Annotated in this window: 18 protein-coding genes; 8 read left to right on the plus strand and 10 right to left on the minus strand. The window is 47.7% G+C overall.

Features of this window, described 5'->3' with window-relative positions; translation table 11 throughout:
* The first annotated feature begins 102 nt into the window (after window positions 1–102).
* Window positions 103–444: an ASCH domain-containing protein gene (locus tag KEF85_RS15385; RefSeq protein ID WP_215582088.1), complete on the plus strand. Its 342-nt coding sequence runs from the start codon at window positions 103–105 to the stop codon at window positions 442–444.
* A gap of 222 nt (window positions 445–666) precedes the next feature.
* On the opposite strand, the gene KEF85_RS15390 is transcribed toward KEF85_RS15385, so the two are convergent.
* From KEF85_RS15390 to KEF85_RS15420, 7 genes are all read right to left on the minus strand, one after another.
* Window positions 667–1,422, minus strand: coding sequence for an HvfC family RiPP maturation protein (locus KEF85_RS15390; RefSeq protein ID WP_215582090.1), 756 nt, complete (start codon window positions 1,420–1,422; stop codon window positions 667–669).
* On the minus strand, window positions 1,422–2,264 hold the full coding sequence (locus KEF85_RS15395; protein ID WP_215582092.1) for an HvfB family MNIO-type RiPP peptide maturase: 843 nt from the start codon (window positions 2,262–2,264) through the stop codon (window positions 1,422–1,424). The genes KEF85_RS15390 and KEF85_RS15395 overlap by 1 nt, the downstream gene beginning before the upstream one ends.
* A 9-nt stretch (window positions 2,265–2,273) precedes the next feature.
* The gene (locus tag KEF85_RS15400; RefSeq protein WP_246534977.1) at window positions 2,274–2,828 is read right to left on the minus strand and encodes a DedA family protein; all 555 of its coding nucleotides are present in this window, start codon (window positions 2,826–2,828) and stop codon (window positions 2,274–2,276) included.
* Window positions 2,829–2,889: 61 nt separating this feature from the next.
* Window positions 2,890–3,348, minus strand: a complete 459-nt coding sequence (locus KEF85_RS15405; RefSeq protein ID WP_215582094.1) for a hypothetical protein — start codon at window positions 3,346–3,348, stop codon at window positions 2,890–2,892.
* A 103-nt stretch (window positions 3,349–3,451) separates the two neighbouring features.
* Window positions 3,452–4,087, minus strand: a complete 636-nt coding sequence (nth, locus tag KEF85_RS15410; RefSeq protein WP_215582097.1) for an endonuclease III — start codon at window positions 4,085–4,087, stop codon at window positions 3,452–3,454.
* 4 nt (window positions 4,088–4,091) lie between these two features.
* On the minus strand, window positions 4,092–4,925 hold the full coding sequence (thyA, locus tag KEF85_RS15415) for a thymidylate synthase (protein WP_215582099.1): 834 nt from the start codon (window positions 4,923–4,925) through the stop codon (window positions 4,092–4,094).
* Window positions 4,926–4,931: 6 nt separating this feature from the next.
* Window positions 4,932–6,365, minus strand: coding sequence for a phosphomannomutase (locus tag KEF85_RS15420; RefSeq protein WP_215582101.1), 1,434 nt, complete (start codon window positions 6,363–6,365; stop codon window positions 4,932–4,934).
* 570 nt (window positions 6,366–6,935) lie between these two features.
* On the opposite strand from KEF85_RS15420, the gene KEF85_RS15425 reads away from it, so the two are divergent.
* The 3 genes from KEF85_RS15425 to KEF85_RS15435 are packed head-to-tail and all read left to right on the plus strand — an operon-like array spanning window position 6,936 to window position 8,595.
* Window positions 6,936–7,511 (plus strand): hypothetical protein, encoded by a 576-nt coding sequence (locus tag KEF85_RS15425; RefSeq protein ID WP_215582103.1) that lies wholly within the window; start codon window positions 6,936–6,938, stop codon window positions 7,509–7,511.
* 33 nt (window positions 7,512–7,544) lie between these two features.
* Window positions 7,545–7,853, plus strand: a complete 309-nt coding sequence (locus tag KEF85_RS15430) for a rhodanese-like domain-containing protein (RefSeq protein WP_215582104.1) — start codon at window positions 7,545–7,547, stop codon at window positions 7,851–7,853.
* Between the two features lie 10 nt (window positions 7,854–7,863).
* Window positions 7,864–8,595 carry a dinitrogenase iron-molybdenum cofactor biosynthesis protein gene (locus tag KEF85_RS15435; RefSeq protein WP_215582105.1) on the plus strand — a complete coding sequence of 244 codons (732 nt, stop codon included), beginning with the start codon at window positions 7,864–7,866 and terminating at the stop codon, window positions 8,593–8,595.
* Between the two features lie 176 nt (window positions 8,596–8,771).
* On the opposite strand, the gene KEF85_RS15440 is transcribed toward KEF85_RS15435, so the two are convergent.
* From KEF85_RS15440 to KEF85_RS15450, 3 genes are read right to left on the minus strand one after another with little or no spacing between them, the layout of a single operon-like run.
* Window positions 8,772–10,109, minus strand: a complete 1,338-nt coding sequence (locus KEF85_RS15440) for an alkaline phosphatase family protein (protein WP_215582106.1) — start codon at window positions 10,107–10,109, stop codon at window positions 8,772–8,774.
* A gap of 32 nt (window positions 10,110–10,141) precedes the next feature.
* Window positions 10,142–10,759, minus strand: a complete 618-nt coding sequence (locus KEF85_RS15445; RefSeq protein ID WP_215582107.1) for a class I SAM-dependent methyltransferase — start codon at window positions 10,757–10,759, stop codon at window positions 10,142–10,144.
* Window positions 10,759–11,670 (minus strand): Tim44 domain-containing protein, encoded by a 912-nt coding sequence (locus KEF85_RS15450; protein ID WP_215582108.1) that lies wholly within the window; start codon window positions 11,668–11,670, stop codon window positions 10,759–10,761. The genes KEF85_RS15445 and KEF85_RS15450 overlap by 1 nt, the downstream gene beginning before the upstream one ends.
* Window positions 11,671–11,817: 147 nt before the next feature.
* Here KEF85_RS15450 and KEF85_RS15455 point away from each other — a divergent pair, with 147 nt between their 5' ends.
* The 4 genes from KEF85_RS15455 to KEF85_RS15470 all read left to right on the plus strand — a co-directional run bounded on the left by KEF85_RS15455 (window position 11,818) and on the right by KEF85_RS15470 (window position 17,793).
* Complete coding sequence (locus KEF85_RS15455) at window positions 11,818–12,219, plus strand: hypothetical protein (RefSeq protein ID WP_215582109.1); 402 nt, start codon at window positions 11,818–11,820, stop codon at window positions 12,217–12,219.
* A gap of 128 nt (window positions 12,220–12,347) precedes the next feature.
* Window positions 12,348–13,649 (plus strand): TolC family protein, encoded by a 1,302-nt coding sequence (locus tag KEF85_RS15460; protein WP_215582110.1) that lies wholly within the window; start codon window positions 12,348–12,350, stop codon window positions 13,647–13,649.
* Window positions 13,646–14,737, plus strand: coding sequence for an efflux RND transporter periplasmic adaptor subunit (locus KEF85_RS15465; RefSeq protein ID WP_215582111.1), 1,092 nt, complete (start codon window positions 13,646–13,648; stop codon window positions 14,735–14,737). Before KEF85_RS15460 ends, KEF85_RS15465 begins: the two co-directional genes overlap by 4 nt.
* Window positions 14,737–17,793, plus strand: coding sequence for an efflux RND transporter permease subunit (locus KEF85_RS15470; RefSeq protein ID WP_215582112.1), 3,057 nt, complete (start codon window positions 14,737–14,739; stop codon window positions 17,791–17,793). Before KEF85_RS15465 ends, KEF85_RS15470 begins: the two co-directional genes overlap by 1 nt.
* Window positions 17,794–17,795: the final 2 nt, after the last annotated feature.

The following is a 17,795-nucleotide window of genomic DNA, read 5'->3' on the forward strand; positions in this document are numbered from 1 at the left end:
CAGAATATTTTACTGGATAGCGGGACTTGTTATCATTAATGTTGCGGACAAGTTTTGTATAATCTGCTGGAACCCCTGTTTGTTTACTAATCAACAAAAATAATGACTGTTACCTACCCTGAAAAAACCTGCCAGATTGACCGGCTGATTCGCCAATCCAAACTGGTCGCAGCCGCAATTGCGGGGCAAAAGACTCAGCAACGCCGCGATGGTTTGTATGCCTATCCTGGCGAGCGTTTTAGTCTGGAGGGGGTGGAGTTTGAAGTAACTAATGTGGAACGCCAGGCTCTGCATACCATGACGGATGCTGACGCTCAGGCTGAAGGCTATCCGGATTTAGCCGTATACAAGGCTATCATTTTGCAAATGCATCCGAATATGGAATGGCAGGAGCAAGGGTTGGTGTGGGTGCATAGTTTTAGGCGTTGTCTGTTGGAAGGATGAGGTCTTTAGCGGCCATGTTGACGAGGATTTTCTGACTTGCTTTGTCAGTATGAGGGTATTGAATTGAGGACGTTTCTGTTTGAATGTGGGACCTGACCCCATATCCCTTAGGCTGCGAAACAACCGGGCGTTAATACCTGTTTCCAAAAACCTGAAGCTAATCAGCTTCGATTCCCGGATTCCGCTGCGCTGCATCCGGGCTACAGGAGGTGTAGCGCAGTTTTAGAGCTTAGCAGCTGGCACGATAATGCCTTTTTCCGCCATGTCGATCAGGGTTTTACTGCCTTGCTCGGTCAACATGACGCTATCAAACTGGGGAAATTCCGCTGCTAGTAGTTGCAGGGATTGTGCGCCATTGAGTGCGCCGTGTTCGGCAATTATTTGTAATAGCCGGTAGGTGACGGGACTGGATAGCAAAAAATGCACTTGATAGTCCTGATCACGGTAGACGATCAGACAGGTGGGTTCGGCAGGCGGCTGTTGCGGCAGGTAGTCCGGGCCAATCCGCTGTACCGGATAGCGATAGACCAGCGGCCATGCCACTGGCGACAATGATAATTGCTGATGCGGCAGACCGGCAATCAATGCGGCATCGGCGTAACGGGGTTCGGCCTGGGCAATAGCCAGAGCCATTTCCACCCATTCGTAATGGGCTAGTTCCAGCAGAAACGGGAAGATGTCGCCATGATCATGCTGCTGCAAATAGGTTAGAAATTCTTCAGCAATCTCGGAAAAATATGGGGTTTGACAGCGATGGTTTTTAAAAAACGCCTGGCTTAGGGTTTGCCATTGCTGGTCATCACAAATTTTGCGCAGTACCGGAAAATTGCTGCTTAAGAATCCGTCTATATTATTGAAAAACAGCTCCCGATAAACCGCCATACGCTCTGGATCGACATCGGCGGGGGCGGGACTGGCAAGCGGGTCGCGGATATAGGCGGCAAACTCAGCTTGTTTGACTTTAAAATCAACGGCCATCAGGCCACCTGTTGCTGCTGTTGGGCTTGCTGAGTGGCGGCTATGGTTTCCACTTCGTGCAATAATTCAGGTAAAGCCGGGATGTTAAAGTCCCGCTCCAACAGGGTTGGAAACACACCGTGACGCTGATAGGCCTGATCCAGTAAATTCCACACCGGATCAACTACGGGCGCACCATGGGTATCTATCAAAAAGTCGTCGGCCTGGACGAAATGCCCGGCGATATGGGCATAGGCGATACGATCGGTGGGGATGGCCTGTAAAAAGCTTTGCGCATCATAGCCATGATTGATGCTGTTGACATAGATATTGTTAATATCCAGCAACACGTCGCAATCAGCTTCGGTTAGTACGGCCTGGAAAAACTCCAGCTCGCTCATTTCCTGACCGGGCGCGGCGTAATAGGAGACATTTTCTATGGCGATTCTTTGTTCAAGAATATCCTGCACCCGCCGAATCCGGGCGGCAGTGTGACTAACCGCTTCGGCTGTGAACGGGATCGGCATCAGATCATATAAATGGCCTTGCTGACTGCAATAGCTGAGATGCTCACTGTAAAATTTGATGCCATGTTTCTGGATAAAACGCTTCAGGTCGTGAACGAAGACTTCATCCAGCTCATCAGTGCTGCCTATTGATAAGGACAATCCATGACAAACAAATGCGAAACGTTCGGTTAAAGCCCGAAACTGTTTTCCGGCACGTCCGCCGATAGTCATCCAGTTCTCTGGTGCTACTTCATAAAAATCAATGAGCTGAGGCGGATTTGCCAAAACTTCATCGATAAAGCTACGCCTTAAGCCCAGACCTGCGCCATGAACCAGATGTTTTAGGGTAGCCATTGGTATATCTCACTTTGCCGATTTACGGGTCGAGCGCCAGAACAGAAAAAGACCGACAGCTATCAGCACACCCAGAAAATAAATTTCGTATTTTTTGGCTTGACCCAACATGGATTCCGCCAAATGACCAAATTGATAACCCAGGAAACCAACGGCAATCGCCCAGACCAATGCACCCAAAAAATTCAGCACAAAAAATTTGCCTGGATGCATCCGACTAGCGCCAATGACAAACGGGGTGACATTACGTATCCCGTACAGAAAGCGAAAACCCAGCACCACCTTGATCTGATGCCGACGCAGCATATCAAACACTTTATCTGTTTTACTATGCCACAATGGCCGCTTTTCCAGAAAGGCAATGCCTTTGAGCCGTCCCAGATAGAAAAAGGTCTGGTCGCCGGCAAAAGTACCCAGGAAAGCTGTCACCACCACCCAAGGCAGCTCCAGATAGCCGCGACTGGCCAGAAAGCCGGCGATGACCAGAATAGTCTCGCCTTCTAGAAAGGTGCCTATAAACAGAGCCCAATAGCCGTAATCAATAACGTATTGCTGTAAATCCATATTCAGGAAGTATTATTATTTTAATGGAAATTAATGATCGGCTGCGTTTTCAGCATTATGCTTAATGGCCTTTCATCATGGCGCCACATGATCCGTCTCCGCTTTTGTCATGCGCGGCTCCGCAACTGCCCTGGCTGGCTTTTTCCTGGGCCGGTTTATGATCGGCGTGTTCGCCAGCGGGGGTAGCGCTTACCGCCATGCCGCAGGCACCGTCATGATTTTTCATCATGGCGCCACAACTGTGTTCCATGCCGGGCTTCATTTTGCCGCCGCTCATCATGGCACCGCATTTACCCTCACCGCATGAACCTTGAGTCGCTTTGGTTTGGCCGCTATTGCCGTTGTTGGAACCGCAACCGCCTTCACTGACTTTATTGTTAAGATCAGCCATCTGCATATAGCCGCTGGAGAGTTCGGTAACGGCAAAAGGATTGACATCCGCACTGACATCAGCAATAAAACCGGTCAGAACCAGGGTGCCCATAGCGGCGGCAAGCGGGGATTTGGTGAATTTTTTCATGATTTTTTCCTCTGAAATAATTATAGTTATGCAAAACTGCGTTAAGCTGCCAGTATTTGATAAGCTTTCCCTGCTTAGATTTAGATGTCAGATTATGGCATATTCAGCTTAAATTCTTCTCTTTAAATTCACACAAGTCGACTATGCAGCAACCCTGACACAAGGGCTTTCTGGCCATACAAGTATACCGGCCATGTAAAATAAGCAAGTGATGCGCCGTTTGCAGATAGGGTTTCGGCACAAATTTTTCCAATTTTTTTTCCACTTCCAGCACATTTTTACCCGGTGCCAAACCGGTGCGGTTGGCCAGGCGAAAAATATGCGTATCCACAGCAATCGTGGGCTGATCAAAGGCCGTGTTTAAAATCACGTTGGCAGTTTTACGCCCCACTCCCGCTAATGCTTCCAATTCGGCTCGCTGTTGCGGCACAACACCTTGGTGATGCTGGATTAACTGCTCACAGAGTTTGATGATATTGGCGGCCTTGCTGTTAAACAAGCCAATAGTTTTAATATATTCCTTGAGTCCGTCCTCACCCAGTGCCAGGATAGTTTGGGGGGTATTGGCAACAGCAAACAATCTAAGCGTGGCTTTGTTGACACTCTTATCTGTGGCCTGAGCCGACAATACCACCGCAATTAGAAGCTCGAAAACACTACTATAATTAAGCTCTGTGACAGGATTAGGTATGGCAAGCGCTAAGCGCTGAAAAATCTCCAGACGTTTCTGTGCATTCACAGTATTACACCGAGATCAGCGCTTTTATGGCTGGATGGGCTTGATAATTCTGCACTTCAAAATCGGCGTAGTCATAGTCAAAAATCGAGGCGGGCCTACGCTTCAGCTGCAAAACCGGGAGTGGGAAAGGCGCCCGGCTTAATTGCAATTGCGCTTGTTCCAGATGATTTAGATATAAATGCACATCACCACCGGTCCAGATAAAATCTCCCGGAAGCAAATCACATTGTTGCGCCACCATTTGTGTCAGCAAGGCATAGCTGGCTATATTGAAGGGCAAGCCTAAAAAGGTATCGCAACTGCGCTGATAAAGCTGACAGGATAATTTGCCGTCAGCCACATAGAATTGAAATAAGGCATGACAGGATGCCAAGGCCATTTTACCGTTGGCAACATTGGCCTGTGGCGATACGGACTCATCCGGCAAATCCGCAACATTCCAGGCTGAAACCAGCATGCGCCGGCTATTTGGAGTTTGCCGGATTTGCCGGATGATCTGGGCAATCTGGTCTATGCTGCCGCCTGCGCCGCTTGGCCAGCTTCGCCACTGCCGCCCGTAAACCGGCCCCAATTCGCCGGTCGCATCAGCCCACTCATCCCAAATGCTTACCCCGTTTTCGCGCAGATAAGCGATATTGGTATCGCCTTTCAGGAACCACAGCAATTCATGAATGATTGATTTTACATGAACTTTTTTGGTAGTCACCAAAGGGAAACCTGCACTTAAATCGAACCGCATCTGATGTCCAAAAATGGACAGCGTTCCACTACCGGTCCGGTCACCCTTCTGATAACCTTGATCGAGAATTTTGTTGAGCAGATCCAGATATTGCTGCATGTGACTTTAAGAACCGGCAATGCTTTGCAGACTGGAATTCACCAATTCTTCAGCCCGCGCCATGCTATCTGCTTCCGCATAACAACGTAATTCCGGCGCATTACCGGAAGGCCGTAGATGAATAATTTCGCCATTGGCAAAGCTTAACCGCAAGCCATCTGTGCTATCGTAGCGCACAACTGCACCCAGCTGCTCACCCCACAGACTGCGACAAGCTGCTTCTTCACTGCTTAATCGCGCCAGCAAAGCCTGACTATTCGCCACCGGAAAATTCTGTATGCGGTCACTGGCGGTGTAACGTTGCGGTAAATCGCTCAGTAAGCCGGAAATTTTTACGCCAGTTTGTCTAGCCAAAGCTAACAAGGCCAGGGCCGGCAATACCGAATCACGGGTAGGTAAGGCAGCCAAGGTGTGAGAGCCAACTCGCAATCCGTTACCCGCCAAAAAACCACCGTTTGCTTCAAAACCGGCCACACTCAAGCTGCCGTCAGCAACCGCCTGTTCCATACCGGCAATCACGTAAGGGGAACCAATACGGGTGCGCAGCACTTTTGCAAACCAGCCGGAAGCTTCTATGGCGGTATTGCAGCTAACCGGGGTGACGACAGTATCGGCCTGCAAAAATTTCGCACACAGTAAGCCGACAATGTCACCACGCAACCAATTGCCGTGCTCATCGGCCAACAAGGGCCGGTCGCCATCGCCATCTGTGGAGATAATGGCATCCAATTGATATTGGGTAGCCCATACCAAGCCACGCTGACGATCTTCGGCACTGACCGCTTCGGTATCGATTGGCACAAAAGTGTCAGTGCGTTCCAGACTGACAACTGTGGCGCCCAAATCGGTTAATATTTCACGCAAACAATCTCTGGCTGCACTGGAATGCTCGTAAATACCGATGCGCTGACCAGTCAGTAAATCAGCAGGAAATAAATCGATATATCGTCGGATAAATTGCTGTAACGCAACCGGATTAATCTCAGGCGTGGTTACTGCAGAAATTTCCGGTACATCGACTACAGCTGCGCTGATAGCCAATTCATCAGCTTTACTGATTTCGCCTTCTGCCCGATAAAACTTGATGCCGTTACGATCAAAAGGAATATGACTACCGGTTATCATAATAGCCGGTATACCGGCAGATAGGGCGTACAAGGCCAAGGCCGGCGTGGGTAATACTCCGCAAAAATCGACTTCGCATCCAGCAAGACCGATAGCAACAGCACAGGCCCGCACTATAGCCGGACTGGATGGCCGCAAATCCATGCCCAAGGCAATTTTTTGCCCCGGTTTAGCCAGATTAAGTCCTTGCAAAAAAGCCAGGGTGTAGGCGGCACAAACCTGATCGGTCATATTGCTGACCAAACCGCGCGCGCCACTGGTACCAAAAGCCACGCCGCTTTCGGTCATCATATTTTTGATATTAATTATTGTCATTGCTAATATTTGAAGGGAGTTTCACGACCCAGACCTGAATGCCTTATATTGGTATTGATACGGCAATTTGGCGCCTGGGCTCCAATTTGCAGGCGCTTAGCCCCAGCCACTGACAAACTCCAGCACCGTAGCTTAAGTATACCAAGAAATCTGCAAGGGCAACCATGACTCTGGACACCATAGTTTGGCAATTTACCTGATTAAAATGTTGCTTGAGAAGTTGATCGCATATCTTGACTAACACATCCGCTTGGATAGCTGATTGGTTGGCCCTTTTCAAAGCAGAAAATCCTGCAGATTGATAGCGAGTTTCAGACTAAAACAGGCCGAAAATCTTTGCCGGTATCAAAGCCGACAAAATTCAATTTTCTGTCTTCCGAAAATTGTCGGATTTACGACATTTGCTGGTAAAAATCCTGGAAAATTGAATTTACCATCATACCTGCATCACCTGGAAATTCGATAAGCCATTACTATATATAGCTTTAATTAAAAACAACCCATACTGGCAAGTGTTTTGCTTATCTGCATATAAACACTTTCAACATTTTTTATAGGGGATTAAAGCCGATGTTACTTGAAACATATGATAGCCAAGGGTTGTTATGGATTACCACCTTGGTCGGCAAAACAACGAAACCTGGACTGTCGGCTTTTCGCGGCGACCTGGTGTTAATCGAAGGCGCATTACGGGAAGGCTCGACCAATATCCGTGATCGCAAAACACCAGAGATGGTCATCAATCAGTCAGCCGTATTGGCAGATAGCGACAAGATATTATTTATCAACGGCTTATTTTTTAAATTGGAGCATATACCAATTTTTGTTGAAAAATATCAGGCGGCACTAAGTCCGGAAACGGTCACTCTGTTTTATGTTGAAAACATTGCCAGCCCGCTGCAAATTAACTATGAGGGCATTAATTTCAGACTTTTGCCTTACAAGGAAGGCATGGTTTGGAATGAAACTCTGGAAGCTCTTTATATCGAAAAATCCGATTTGAAAGGTCAGACAGCTGAAGACAAAGTTATTACCATGTTTGAGGCCGCCAAAGGCTTTAAGATTAAATCTGCACCGGTAAGCTTTGAAGAAGCCTTAAGTCAGACTATCGAAGTTAAAAAAGACGCCAGCGTTGGACCAGTCTAGAACTGGCGACGCCGATCAGCCCAAGAGGAGTGTATGAAAAAATTTAAAACTATCTCGGTTCCTGATTCTGAACAACTGATAGTCGAGCAACAGCCGCTGATTCTGGATTGCCGGGAGCTTAAAGACTATAAAGCCGGGCATATAGAGAATGCCATGCATGTCCATGAGCAATTACGTGACAGCCTGATCCGGAAGGGCGATAAAGACAGGCCGTTACTTATTTATTGCTATTATGGTCACTCAAGTGAACATTTGGCTGAGATGTTCGGCGATTTCGGTTTTCAACAGGTTTATAGCTTGGCCGGCGGTTACGCCGATTGGAAGCAACATCACACAGCTTAAAGGTGAGCTTATGCATCAATTATCAAGAGAACTGGCTTTACGCATTGCCTTGGCCTCAAGAGTATTACCCGGGGTCGATGTACCGCGCTTGATTGGTATCATTCACGGTAAAGTCGGCTCTCCACTGGACGACGAAAAACTCAAATCCATCACCGTCACCAATCTCAAAACCGGTATAGGCAGTCTGGACGGCGAAGAGGATGGCGAAGACATAGGCATAGGCCTGGAAAATATCAAACTGGCAGTTCGTTATCTGTGGGGTGAAGAAGAAGGCGATATTGACTTACCGGAAGCCCAACCCTACAAAGAAGGCGATATTCCCGAATCGATCCGCGTAGCGATTGCTTCCAACAGCGGCGCTTTGCTGAATGGGCATTTTGGTTCCTGTATTCGCTTTCTGGTTTATCAATTAAGTCGGCAGGAAATAAAACTGATCGACATCCGCTCCACGGTGGAAGCTGATAGTGCTGACGACAGAAATCTGTTCCGTACCAATTTGATCAAAGACTGTCAGGTATTATTCGTCCAATCTATCGGTGGTCCGGCGGCGGCAAAAGTTATCCGTGCTGATATCTATCCTATTAAAGTACCGGATGTCATTGAGGCTACGGCTCAATTACGTGAATTTCAAACGGTATTTGACGCACCACCACCCTGGATGGCAAAAATTCTGGGTAAGAGTGCCGAGGAACGTAAGCGTTTCTCTCATCACGATGAGGAGGAGGCCAAGGCTGAAGGCTAAATCTAGGTTCGCCATTAAGCTGGTTTTATTTGGCTACCGATCATAGGCAGACATAAAGGCTATGGCTTAGGCTAAAGGTAGGCGTAATTAACCGTTCGCTATTCAAATCTGAGGTGGGCAGAGCTCTCTATTATTGACAGCATCTCTGCCCATATACTATCGGCAACGGCATCAACCTAACGGCGTTTAAATTCGAATGCGCCCAGCAAAGGTTGGGCACCGGCATCCCGATCTGAAAGCGGTTCCAAACCGAAACGTGTTTCGATCAATTTTAGAATTGAGGTGGTGTCATACTGGGTATGGTCGACATGAGCCCGCTTGGCGTAGGGCGAAATGATAATGGCTGGAATTCGTGTTCCCGGCCCCCAACGGTCTATGCGGGGTGGTGCCACATGATCCCAGAATCCGCCGTATTCATCATAGGTGATAATAATGGCGCTATTCGACCAGATTGGACTATGGCGCACGGCTTCGACAAGTTCTTTGACCTCCTGATCGGCGGCTAAAATTGTCGAATAACCAGGATGCTGATTTTTTCTACCGACTGGTTTAAAAAATGCTACTTGTGGAAAACCATGTTGCAAATCGTTAAAAAACCTGCTGCCGTCTCTTATGTGTTCATTACGCGCCGCAGTACCCGGGGCATAATTGGCATAAAATCCGAAAGGCTGATGATGATACTGGAATTCATCCTTAGTTTCGAGGCCAGCCACTGCATTATCCCATCCCCCTGAATACCATGCCCAAGTTATATTTTTTTCAGAAAGTCGATCACCGATGGTAGCGTGATATTGCGGCGGCAAGCGGTTATCGGCGTGATCGGCAGCAAAAGGTGGATAAAAAGGCTGTATGGTACCTACTGCGTAGCCATCGCTGGTAACACTGGGGTCGCTTACCTGCCTACCTGTGACGGCATCGATTTTCCATTGGCGCATTTCTGGAGGAGCTTCTTTAAACTCCGGCGTACAGGCACAAATCAACCATTGATGATTGAGGAAGGAACCACCAAAAGCAGCCTGAAAGAAATTATCGGCCAGAGTATACTCTTTGGCGTAATTCCACAGTGCGCTACCTGACAAATCAAAATAACCCAGAGTTAAACCGCCAGCTGAAGACAATTGGGCAAAACGGTCATTACGACCAGCATTGATTTGCATTTGGTGGATAAAAAAACGATGCGTCAAATCGACATGCTTGGCATCTGGCGCTACATACTGACCAATATCAAAAGGTTGATTGGCTAATTCATTGGGGAAACGTAAATCCCGGTTTTTGCCGTCCAGCACTGGAGGCAGATTTTGATACGGCCAACCATTGGCATCCACCTGAGGTGGAGCATGACGGGCCTTGGTCAGACCATTTGCACCGGGAAACAGGCCAAACAAACTGTCGAAACTACGGTTTTCCAGGTAGATAACAATAATGTGCTCAAGTTTATCCAAACCTTTAACTTGAGCCAAGCTGATTGCAGGGCATAACAACAGGCTTAAGCAAACCAAGCGAAGGATTATCATGACTTTTTGGTATTTAAAAGGAAACGGAGCAGTTATTTAACGGCCCTAATCAGCTTAATCATATCGGTACTGACTGGATCTATATAAATTTTCTGAAACGGACAGGCCTGAACATTTTTCACGGTTTGCCGATTGATGTTAACTCCAAATAATTTAACGATAGCTGGATTAATCCGATTCATCAAGCTTGCCAGAACTTTATTGGAGCTTAATACATGTTCCAGTAACAATAATTGTCCACCCGGCTTTAAAATCCGGTGCAATTCTTTCAAGGCCTTGCGCGGCCTCGGCACTGAACAAAACACAAAGCAGGCAATTACGGTATCGAAACTGTTATCCGCATAACAAATTGACTGGGCATCCATTAAGGTTAGTTCGACCGCTAGCTGGGTTCTATCGCGCTTTTTTTTGGCCAGGGCCAGCATGTTCGGACTGAAGTCAATCGCCGTGATCCGCACATTTTGCGGATAAAACTCAAAGTTTTTACCAGTACCCACCCCAATTTCGACAATATCCGTCCCCTGTACCTGTGACCAAAGGATTTTACGCAAGCGACGAAAAAACAGGCCCTCCATACCGGCGGCCAATACATCAAACCAGGGCGCCAACCGGTCAAAGCGGCGGCGAATGTTTTCACCGTCGCTATGCATTATTCTGCTACTTGTTGAATACCATCCAGAAACCATTTACTTTGTTGGGAACTGATCGGCTTAATAAAGTGCCAGACTTCCTGAACTCGCTCTGCCTGTCCTTCGTCTTCACGAATTAAAGTATCGAACAATACAGCTGCCTCCAAAATGGCACCGCTTTCACGGACACTCAACAACTCAGCATCGATTTTCAAGACTTCGGTTTTGTTCTGCACATTCCCCGCAGCAGTCAATTGCCCTTGAATTTCCACAAATACTTTATCTGTGGTCAATCCGCGCAAACCCGCCAAATCACGATTATCCCAACAGACTTGCAAATATCTAAAGGCTTTTTCCGCACCAGCTAAAAATGCGCGCTGATCGAAATTAGCTGGAATACTGGCGGCAACATGCTGACTTTTTCTAAACATCACATCGGTATCAAATCCACCGCCGGCCGTCGCTGCCTGTTGAACACTGGTTTCCTGATAGGCCTGACGACTATAGGCATTACCCAAATCCGCTGCCGGACGGGTAGCTTTTGCGGCAAAAAGCCGATAGGCCAAATAGGCAATCCCGGCAAACAGTAAAAAATCCATAATATTAAAGTTTTCAAAGGCGCCGCCGAAAAACAGCGAACCCAATAAGCCCCCCAAGGCCAATCCGCCCAACATACCCATCAAGCCACCACGACTAGCCATACCTTGCCGGGCTGTCTGATTTTGACTGGCCGCCTGTTGCTGACTTGGGGAACGCTGCGGTTGACTGATTCCACCAGGACTGGCTTCGCGTTGAAAAGGCTGGCTGTAACTTGGCCGACTGCCAAAAGAAGAACCACCACCAAGGCGTTTGGCTTGGGCCTCGTTAACACTGCCGAGCATTAAGCTCAAGGCGATAAAAAAACTTGCAAGAATTCCGAGTTTTTTGTTCATGTTTTATATTTGCCTGTGATTTAAGGATAAATGCCATCTTTTATTCGGACTACTGTCAGCATTTATATATTAGAATAGCGCTTCATTGTCCGCTGTACAACTGCTGCCTTTACATAAAGACTATCCTTCCGACAATCGGCACAATAAATGGTTGCAATTTTTCGTCAATTTCTGACTATACTTTTGGTGTTGCTGCAATATGCCGCGCCACTAGTTCATGCCCATAGCGGCGGCATTAGCCAACAACACGGTCTGCATCTTTATGAGTTTGAGTCGCTACACTTTAGCCCGGCACATGCCACACTAGAAAAATCAGGATATGACCAGAATCTAGGCCATTGCGTCTTCAATATAGGCTCGGCTATCCGCCAGCAGCCGATATTGCATGATACTTTAAGCCCTGATATTGGCTTATTCAGTGGAAAATCGGTTTTTCCGGCAATATACCATCGGCATGTGCCGAGTCGCCTCCCGGCGCTAAACCATTCCATCGCCCAGCCTTTCCTGTACCAAAACATCGCGCGCGGCCCACCCCAACGTCGCGTTTAGATGCCAGCCGGAGTTGTTTACACACTTTTTCGGCCCACCGACCAGCAAATACACATTGTTTTTTCCGCTTTGTCTGTTTGGATAAACACTTGCTGTACCTGAAGTTTTTAATTGTTTTGGAGTGTAATATGTACGGATGCCGTCATATTAATTACAGCCTGCCGGTGCTTTTACTATTGGCAGCCCGGGCATGCTATGCGGATGATTTGGTGCAAAACCCCGCCCCACCAGCCTATAGCGATATACAGCCCGGTTTTCGAGAGCACGATGTACTGAGTGTTGATGCCAATTTAAACTTGAGCCAGTTAGTCGATGGTACTCTGGAAAAATATCCCGACCTGAAAATTTCCGAAGCGCTGACTCTGGAAGCGGATGCCTTACAGGTCAGAGGCGACAGTTGGTTGGCAGGATCGACCCAGCTTGTACTGGATTATAGTAATGATCAAGTTACTAAAGATCGCGGCTATAGTGAGTCAACAGCCCAGGTTGAATTTACGCCATGGTTTTGGGGACAAAAATCAGCCGCACAAAATGTTGCCGAAACAGCTCATACCTCTGCCGCCAAACAATCCAGCGCTTTAAAATTGGAAGTGGCTCGCCTGGTCAGAGAAACGCTATGGGATATTGCATTGGCGGAAAGCCGCTTACAACAGTCAAAATTTACTGTGGATATTTCCCAGCAATTACTGGATAAAGTCCGGCGACGTGTGGAATTGGGTGATTTGGCCCGCGCTGATTTATTATTGGCCGAAAGTGAACATTTGCAAAACCGCTCATTGTTTACTCAGGCACAAGCGGAATTGATCCGCACCCAGAAAAACTATGCCAGTTTGACCCGTATCACCCAGATACCCGGCAATTACCGCGAACAGCTCAGCACGGTAGACACAATTCTGCCTAATCATCCGCAATTAGAAGCCATTAACGCCATCGTTGCCCGTAAGCAGGCGACCATAGAATGGGCAAAAACCACAGATACCATCAATCAGCCTAAATTTAATGTATCCACTACCAGCACACATGATCCGCTAGGCGGCGGAACTAACCAGATTGCCGGCGTCGGGGTGGTCATTCCCTTTGGCCACAGCACTTATGATGCTCCGGAAATTGCTGCCGCTCACCTGGAGTTAAACCGGGTTTTGGCGCAACGCGAACATATTCAGCGCAGCCTGGAAAAAACCCTGCATGAAGCCGAACGAGCACTAGAGCTTTCTCACAAAGAATTAACCATCAATAATGAGCTGAAAGCCATTGCCGAAACTCATTTAAAAATGATGGAAACCAGTTTTGCTGCTGGTGAAATCAATTTAATGGATTTGCTAAGAATCCAAGCTCGCAGCTTGCAGGCCATCCGTAATGCTAAAGAACAGGAAGTCAAGTTACAACGCAACATCGCCTTTTATAATCAGGCCGTGGGCGTACTGCCATGAAAAAAATACTCCTGACATTACTGTTACTGAGTCCAGTTACGCTGAACGCCGCTGATCAACAAATTCTGATTAACCAAAATCAAATTGATAAGTTGGACATTGTGGTCGGCCCTTTATCAGTCAGCCATCAGGTTCCTATCTTATCGGCTCCCGCCAAAGTGGTTGTGCCGGCTAACCATGAGCGTTTGCTGAGCAGCACCCAACCCGGCCTGATTGTACAACTGCTGGCCAATATCGGCGATTCTATTCAGAAAGATCAGGTGTTAGCCGTTATCAATAGTCCGGAATTGGTTACGCTGCAACGGGATTATTTAACAGCACAAAGTGATCTGAAATTATCCGATTTGGAATATTCCCGTGATCAGAAATTGCTTGAAGAAGGGGTGATTGCCGACCGGCGCTGGCATGAAACCGAAACTCTGCATCTTAACAAAACTGCGCACTCGGACTCTGCCCGCCAGCTTCTGGAAATGGCCGGTATGTCATCGGTTGAAATTCAGAACTTGGTTCACACTGGAAAACTCAACAGCTTGCTGCTACTTCGCTCTCCTATCAGCGGCGTGGTACTGGAACGTTTCGCAACAGTGGGTTCGCGTCTGAATATACAGGAAGCTATCTATCGGATAGCCGATCTAACCCAATTATGGCTGGAAATCAATATTCCTCAGGAGCGTGTGCGCAATATTGCTATTGGTGATCGCGTTCATATTGAAAATACTGATATTAGCGCTAAAATCAGCTTATTGGGCCAAAGTGTCATCAACAATAATCAAACCGTTCTGGCTCGAGCAGTCATTGAAGGCCATACCGATATCCTCAGAGCCGGCCAGAACATCAATGTTCAAATCATGGAGAACAGCACTGAGAATAATTTTAAAGTGCCTAATTCCGCCATTGCCCAATATGCCGGGCATAATTATATTTTTGTCCGTAATACCAACGGCTTTTATGTCACAGAAATAGACGTGACCGGCAAGCAGGATAGTGACTCCTTGATCAGCGGGCCATTTTCCGGTCATGAACTGATTGCCGTCAAAGGCTCGGTAGCCCTGAAAGCTGCCTGGTTAGGCTTAGGGAGCAGCGACTAATGGCCAGCTTGATTCGTTTTGCCTTGAGCCAACGCCTGCTGATCATGCTGAGCGTTGTGCTTTTGTCTGGAGGCGGCATTTACGCTTTTATTCAATTACCTATTGATGCCTTTCCGGAAGTATCACCCACACAGGTAAAAATCATTGTTAAAGCCAATGGCATGACTCCGGAAGAGGTGGAATCCCGTATTACCGCCCCCATCGAAATTGAGCTGCTGGGCATCCCCCATCAAACCATGCTACGCTCTCTGGCTAAATATGCCATTACCGATATTACTCTGGATTTTGAAGAAGGTACTGACATTTATTGGGCACGTCAGCAAGTTGCGGAACGTTTAAACGCCATCTGGGGCAATTTACCCAGCGATGTCACCGGCGGTATTGCTCCCATGACAACACCACTAGGCGAAATCCTGATGTTTGCCGTTGAAGGCGGTGATTTAAACCTGATGCAACATCGTGAACTATTGGACTGGGTGATACGACCTGCCTTACGCACCGTAAAAGGTGTAGCCGATGTCAATGCTCTGGGTGGATTGGTGCGCAGCTTTGAAGTGATACCCGACAATATCCGTATGGCGGCACGCAATATCAATACTACCCAACTAGTCGCTGCTCTGGAAAACAATAACAAAAATGACGGCGCCGGCCGCCTTACAGAAGGTGAAGAAACCCTCATTGTGCGGGTTGAAGGGAGAATCAAAAACGAACAGGATCTGAAGAACATCGTGGTTGCCGAACAGAATGGCTTACCTGTTAAAGTCGAAGATATTGCCGACATCAGAATTGGCGCACTGACCCGCTATGGTGCCGTGAGTATGGATGGCCACGGCGAAAGTGTTACTGCGGTAGTATTGGGTTTGCGTGGTGCCAACGCCAGACAAACCATCACTCAACTGGAACAAAAAATTCAGGAACTACAGGCCTCTCTCCCTCCTGGGGTAAAGCTTAAAGTGTTTTACAATCGCGGCGTATTGGTCGGCCAGGCGGTAAATACCGTTATTAAAGCCTTATTTGAAGCCACAGTACTGGTGGTGATATTGCTTGTGCTGTTTTTGGGTGACTTGCGGGCCGCGCTGACGGTTGCCTGCGCCTTACCCTTGGCGGCATTGCTGACTTTTATTTTGATGCATTTGTTTAATATGTCGGCTAATCTGATGAGCTTGGGGGGATTGGCGATTGCTATTGGTATGCTGGTTGACGGTGCCGTGGTGGTGGTTGAAAACATAATGACGCAATTGACCGATCCAGTTAAATCCGCCCGTCTACCCAGATTACACCTGATTTACCGGGCCGTACGGGAAGTGGCGGTGCCTGTCACCTCCGGCATTTTAATCATTATCATCGTATTTCTACCGCTGTTAAGTCTGCAGGGCCTGGAGGGGAAGCTATTCAGCCCAGTCGCCATCACCATCGTCTTCGCGCTGGCCGGTTCACTACTGCTATCACTGACCGCCATACCGGTGCTGGCTTCTTTTCTACTCAAACAGGTTGATCATCAAGAACCTTGGTTACCCCGGCAACTGCTCAAGCTATATTTACCTTTGTTAAACTGGTGTCTGACCAATAGTAAAAAAGTATTCAGCGTGGCCGGACTTTTATTAGTTGCCGCTTTACTGGTATTCGGCCAGTTAGGCAGCACCTTTATGCCAACTATGGATGAGGGCGACATTATCGTCCAATTGGAGAAACTACCTTCCATCAGCTTGCTGGATTCGATACATCTGGATGGGCAAGTTCAAAAAAACATTTTGGCCCACATTCCTGAAATCGAAAAAGTGGTGTCCAGAGTCGGCACTGACGAACTTGGCCTAGATCCGATGGGACTGAATGAAACAGACACCTTTCTAGTTCTCAAACCCAAAGATCAGTGGCATGTTGCCGATAAGGCTGCGCTGATTGCCGAAATCCGGCAGGTTATGGCAGACACGCCGGGGATAGTGCATGGTTTTACCCAACCTATTGAAATGCGCGTTGCTGAAATGTTGACTGGCACCAGAGGGGATGTGGCTATCAAATTATTTGGTAATGATCTGGAGATGTTGAATAAGAAAGCCGAAGAAATTGCCGCATTGCTCAAAACCCTCCCCGGGGCCAGCGATGTGTTTTTGCGTAAAAATGAAGGTATGCAATTTCTGCGCGTTAAAATTGATCAACAAATGGCCGGTCGTTTCGGCCTAGACAGCAACCGTATCGAAACCATGCTTAGAGCCCAAATCGAAGGCCTGCAAATTGGTATTGTTCAGGAAGGCATAAAACGTACACCGCTATTATTGCGTGGTAACAGCAATACGGCGAATTTTGACAACCTGCAAATTTCCTTGGTCAACGGTAACCATTTACCTATAACGGCTATTACCAAAATTGAGCCTGTGGAAGGTGTGGTTTCTATCAGCCGCGAAAAAGGCCAACGTTTTGCAGTAGTCCGCAGCAATGTCATTGACCGGGATTTGGTCAGTTTTGTCGCTGAAGCGCGCCAAGCAGTCGCTGACCATATCCAACTGCCCACCGGATTCCGGGTAGAATTTGGCGGTCAGTTTGAAAATCAGCAACGAGCCGCTGCACGCTTAGCCTTGGTGATTCCAATGGCCTTAGGTATTATTTTTCTGCTGTTATTTTCCACCTTCGGTTCGGTACGCCAAGCGATATTGGTACTTTCCAATATACCTTTGGCCATGATAGGTGGCGTGTTTGCCCTGGCATTGTCCGGCGAATATCTTTCCGTACCGGCTTCGGTAGGCTTTATTGCCCTACTGGGAATAGCGGTGTTAAATGGCGTAGTAATGGTCAGCTATTTTAATCAGTTATACGCTATCGGCATGGAAATGCCACGCATCATCATTACCGGCTCGGCTCGGCGGTTACGACCAGTATTAATGACTGCCAGTATTGCTGCCTTTGGTTTGATTCCGTTATTATTTGCAACCGGCCCCGGCTCGGAAATTCAGCGCCCCTTAGCTATCGTGGTCACCGGCGGCTTAGTGTCGTCGACCTTTTTGACCTTAATTTTATTACCCATTTTATACAAACGCTTTGGTCAGGCTGGAGAGGTTTGAGT

The organism is Methylomonas paludis (genome assembly GCF_018734325.1).
In the GTDB taxonomy this organism is placed as follows: domain Bacteria; phylum Pseudomonadota; class Gammaproteobacteria; order Methylococcales; family Methylomonadaceae; genus Methylomonas; species Methylomonas paludis.

Coding starts and splice junctions, on each gene's coding strand:
- KEF85_RS15445 (WP_215582107.1), bottom strand. CDS start 10,759: ATGCATAGCGACGGTGAAAACATTCGCCGCCGCTTTGACCGGTTGGCG.
- KEF85_RS15405 (WP_215582094.1), bottom strand. CDS start 3,348: ATGAAAAAATTCACCAAATCCCCGCTTGCCGCCGCTATGGGCACCCTG.
- KEF85_RS15450 (WP_215582108.1), bottom strand. CDS start 11,670: ATGAACAAAAAACTCGGAATTCTTGCAAGTTTTTTTATCGCCTTGAGC.
- KEF85_RS15460 (WP_215582110.1), top strand. CDS start 12,348: ATGTACGGATGCCGTCATATTAATTACAGCCTGCCGGTGCTTTTACTA.
- KEF85_RS15385 (WP_215582088.1), top strand. CDS start 103: ATGACTGTTACCTACCCTGAAAAAACCTGCCAGATTGACCGGCTGATT.
- KEF85_RS15400 (WP_246534977.1), bottom strand. CDS start 2,828: ATGGATTTACAGCAATACGTTATTGATTACGGCTATTGGGCTCTGTTT.
- KEF85_RS15435 (WP_215582105.1), top strand. CDS start 7,864: ATGCATCAATTATCAAGAGAACTGGCTTTACGCATTGCCTTGGCCTCA.
- KEF85_RS15465 (WP_215582111.1), top strand. CDS start 13,646: ATGAAAAAAATACTCCTGACATTACTGTTACTGAGTCCAGTTACGCTG.
- KEF85_RS15430 (WP_215582104.1), top strand. CDS start 7,545: ATGAAAAAATTTAAAACTATCTCGGTTCCTGATTCTGAACAACTGATA.
- KEF85_RS15390 (WP_215582090.1), bottom strand. CDS start 1,422: ATGGCCGTTGATTTTAAAGTCAAACAAGCTGAGTTTGCCGCCTATATC.
- KEF85_RS15470 (WP_215582112.1), top strand. CDS start 14,737: ATGGCCAGCTTGATTCGTTTTGCCTTGAGCCAACGCCTGCTGATCATG.
- KEF85_RS15395 (WP_215582092.1), bottom strand. CDS start 2,264: ATGGCTACCCTAAAACATCTGGTTCATGGCGCAGGTCTGGGCTTAAGG.
- thyA (WP_215582099.1), bottom strand. CDS start 4,925: ATGCAGCAATATCTGGATCTGCTCAACAAAATTCTCGATCAAGGTTAT.
- KEF85_RS15420 (WP_215582101.1), bottom strand. CDS start 6,365: ATGACAATAATTAATATCAAAAATATGATGACCGAAAGCGGCGTGGCT.
- KEF85_RS15440 (WP_215582106.1), bottom strand. CDS start 10,109: ATGATAATCCTTCGCTTGGTTTGCTTAAGCCTGTTGTTATGCCCTGCA.
- KEF85_RS15455 (WP_215582109.1), top strand. CDS start 11,818: ATGGTTGCAATTTTTCGTCAATTTCTGACTATACTTTTGGTGTTGCTG.
- KEF85_RS15425 (WP_215582103.1), top strand. CDS start 6,936: ATGTTACTTGAAACATATGATAGCCAAGGGTTGTTATGGATTACCACC.